The sequence below is a fragment of the Nonomuraea sp. NPDC003201 genome (genome assembly GCF_053590415.1).
In genome coordinates, this window is sequence record NZ_JBSFTC010000598.1 from 1 (window position 1) to 3371 (window position 3371).

Below are 3371 nucleotides of genomic sequence, written 5' to 3' on the forward strand. Positions count from 1 at the left end.
ATCCGCGAGCGCTCCTCGGCGCGGGCCGCCCTCGTGTCGGCCGCGCGCGCCCGCTCCAGCCGCTCCGCCCGGTCCTTGAGCTCGTCCAGGTACGCCCGGCGCAGCCGCAGGCTCCGCCCCGCGCCCCACACCGCCACCAGCACCACGGCCACCACGACGTGCTCGCTCCAGCTCGTCGCCCTGACCGGGCCCGCCAGGGCGCCCAGCACGTACGTCACCAGCGAGATCACCAGCCCCGCCAGCGCCATCGCCAGCCCGCGGTAGGAGGCCACCGAGTACAGCAGCACCAGCCCGGCCAGCCCCGAGATCCCGGTCCCGTAGCCGAGCACGGTCAGCAGCGTCTCGGGCACCAGCTCGGCGCACATCGCCGCCAGCGGCCACCTCCTGCGCGCCGCCACGGGCACGCACGCCAGCACCACCAGGACCCCGCCCAGCGGGTCGGGGGCGCGCATGCCGTCCACCGCCAGGCCCTGCGCCTCCAGGTGGTCGGGGCCATAGAGCACGAACATCGCCACCGACGCCGCGGCCACCACCCCGGCGAGCACGGAGTCGTGGAACGTGGTCCGGTCTATGCGCACCGCTTCACTGTAGGCCCAGGTGAAAACCCGTAACCTCCTCCCTCGGGAGGATTACCACCCACGCCCCCGAACCCCGCACCGCACCGGCGCGGCGGGGGCGCTCGGGGTGGGTCAGAGCTCGTCGGTGGCGGCCCGGCGGTGGGTGCGGGTGGTGTCGCCCGGTTGGCGGGCCGGGATCGGCGGGGGTGTGCCGCCGAACTCCGGGCACAGGGCCTGGTGGTCGCACCAGTCGCACAGGCGGCTGCGGCGGGCCCGCCACTCGCCGGACTCCAGCGACCGCTCGATCGCCGTCCACAGCGCCATCACCTTGCGCTCCGTGGCCAGCAGGTCGGCCTCGTCCGGGGCGTAGCGCAGCACCTCGCCCTGCCCGCCCAGATAGACCAGCTGCAGCAGCCGCGGCACCTGGCCGCGCAGCCGCCACAGCACCAGGGCGTAGAACTTCATCTGGAACAGCGCCTTGGCCTCGAAGTCGGGGCCCGGCGCGCTGCCCGTCTTGTAGTCGACCACCCGGACCTCGCCGGTCGGCGCCACGTCGAGCCGGTCGACGTAGCCGCGCAGCATGAGCCCCCCGTCGAGGACCGCCTCCACGTAGAGCTCGCGCTCGGCGGGCTCCAGCCGCGTCGGGTCCTCCAGCGTGAAGTAGCGCTCCAGCATGCCGCGCGCCTGGACCAGCCACTCCGCCTGCTCGGCCTCGTCGGCGAACATCTGGGCGTACTGCGCGTCCTCGTCCAGCAGCCGCTGCCACTGCGGCTCCAGGAGCTCCAGCGCCGCCTGGACCGAGCGCCGCGGCGCCGGGAGGTCGTAGAGGCGCTCCAGGACCGCGTGCACCACCGTGCCGCGCACCGCCGCCGGCGAAGGCTTCTCGGGGAGCTGGTCGATCACCCGGAAGCGGTAGAGCAGCGGACAGGTCATGAAATCGCCCGCCCGGGACGGGGAGAGAGCTCCGATGATCTCCGGTTCGGTCAACGTCATGCACCGCACTCTAGGTCAAGACCCCGACAGAATAGCCCTCGCGCCACGATGATCACCCGATCCGGCGCGTAGCATCAAGGCAGCAACAGCACGTAATGGACGTTCAAGGAGTGCAGTGAGCGAGCAGAGCCCGCGGCAGGAGTTCTCCGGCCTTCGGATGGGGAAGCCGTTCGGCATTCCGGTGTACGTCTCGTGGACATGGTTCATCGTGGCGGCGGTCATCACCTGGGTGTTCGGGCGCCGGGTGACCAACATGCTGCCCGAGCTCGACAGCGTGGCCGCCTACGCGGTCGCGTTCGTGTTCGCGGTGCTGCTGTACGTGTCGGTGCTGCTGCACGAGCTGGCCCACAGCGTGCTGGCCAAGTTCTACGGCCTGCCGGTGCGCAGGATCACCCTCTACCTGCTCGGCGGCGTGTCGGAGATCGAGAAGGAGCCGCCCACGCCGGCCAAGGAGTTCCTGGTCGCCGCGGCGGGGCCGGCGCTGTCGCTGGGCCTGGCCGGGCTCGGCCTGGCCGCCGACGTCTACGTGGTCAACGGCGGCGGCATCCTCGAGGTGCTCGTCTGGTGGCTGTGGGTCGCCAACCTCATCGTCGGCGTGTTCAACCTGCTGCCCGGCCTGCCCCTGGACGGCGGCCGGATGCTGCGCGCCGGAGTCTGGAAGCTGACCAAGAACCCCAGCTCCGGCACCATCGTCGCCGCCTGGGGCGGCCGCGTGCTGGCCGTGCTGCTCGTCGTGTTCTCGATCGCCACGGCCCTGCAGAGCGGCCAGGTGACCGACCCGCTGGACCTGCTGTGGCCGTTCGTGCTGGCGTCGTTCATCTGGCTCGGCGCGAGCCAGTCGCTGCGCGTGGCCAAGATCCGCGCCAGGATCCCGCAGGTCAACGCCCGCACGCTGGCCCGCAGGGCGATCCCGGTGACCGCCGAGACGCCGCTGTCGGAGGCGCTGCGGCAGGCCGCCGAGCGCAACGCGGGCGCCCTCGTCGTGATCGGCCACGACGGCGAGCCCCTGGCCATCGTGAACGAGGCCGCCGTCCAGGCCACCCCCGAGCACCGCCGCCCCTGGGTGAGCGCCGGCTCGGTCGCCAAGTCCCTGGAGCCCACCATGGTGCTCGCGGCCGACCTGACCGGAGAGCCGCTCATCGACGCCATGCGCGAGGCCCCGGGCAGCGAGTACCTCCTGGTGGAACGGGGCGGCGAGATCTACGGGGTGCTCGCCACGGCCGACGTGAACCGCGTTTTCACGGGCGTCTGATTTGTCCCACTCGTTTAAGCGGCGGGCCATGGATAGGGTCGTGTCCAGCAGTTTCGGGCGGCCGGAGCCGACTCCGGCCGGTTACTGCGATGTGACGACTGGCCGATAGTGTTCTGTTTGGCCAGACTTGCACAGTTGAGGGGTTTGCCGCAGTCCACCGGTTCACCGAATCGAGACGACGTGGCCGCGGCACGGCCCCTTCGTCTGGGTATGCGTATGGCTGGTGGCCGGCACGGCAGTGCGGGTGCCGTAATTTCGCGGGCTTCCGGGGAGGAGAAATGAGTGACCGAGCGCAGCGAGGGCACCGATGAGCAGCGCAGCGCCGTCGTCATGAGGGAGGACGCATGACCGACCAAGGCTTCGGAGTGGTGCGTCCGCTTCCCGGTAACGGACTTGTCGCCTACGCGGGCGGGCTGCTGCTGGTGTGCGACGCCGGCGAGGCCGCGGCCGACGACCTGCTCGACGCGCTGCGCGAGACGGCCGCGTCCGGGGGCGACGGCAGGGCGCTGGCCCGCCGCGCCGCTCAGGTGCTCGCGGCCAACATGGCCGGCGACCCCGCCACCAGCGCC

The 3371-nt window shown here is 71.9% G+C and carries 3 protein-coding genes and 1 pseudogene; 2 read left to right on the forward strand and 2 right to left on the reverse strand.

All coding sequences use genetic code 11. The features are described from left to right. Both ACWDX9_RS61365 and ACWDX9_RS61370 read right to left on the reverse strand, forming a co-directional pair. A partial coding sequence (locus tag ACWDX9_RS61365) for a DUF7134 domain-containing protein (protein ID WP_449973125.1) occupies positions 1-578 on the reverse strand: 578 nt, incomplete at its 3' end. Positions 579-689: 111 nt separating this feature from the next. Further along, positions 690-1550 carry a RecB family exonuclease gene (locus ACWDX9_RS61370; RefSeq protein WP_449973126.1) on the reverse strand — a complete coding sequence of 287 codons (861 nt, stop codon included), beginning with the start codon at positions 1548-1550 and terminating at the stop codon, positions 690-692. Positions 1551-1665: 115 nt separating this feature from the next. Between ACWDX9_RS61370 and ACWDX9_RS61375 the strand changes: the two genes are divergently transcribed. Further along, positions 1666-2802, forward strand: coding sequence for a site-2 protease family protein (locus ACWDX9_RS61375; protein ID WP_449973127.1), 1137 nt, complete (start codon positions 1666-1668; stop codon positions 2800-2802). 344 nt (positions 2803-3146) lie between these two features. Beyond that, a pseudogene (locus ACWDX9_RS61380) lies at positions 3147-3371 on the forward strand (FHA domain-containing protein); the annotation flags it as partial.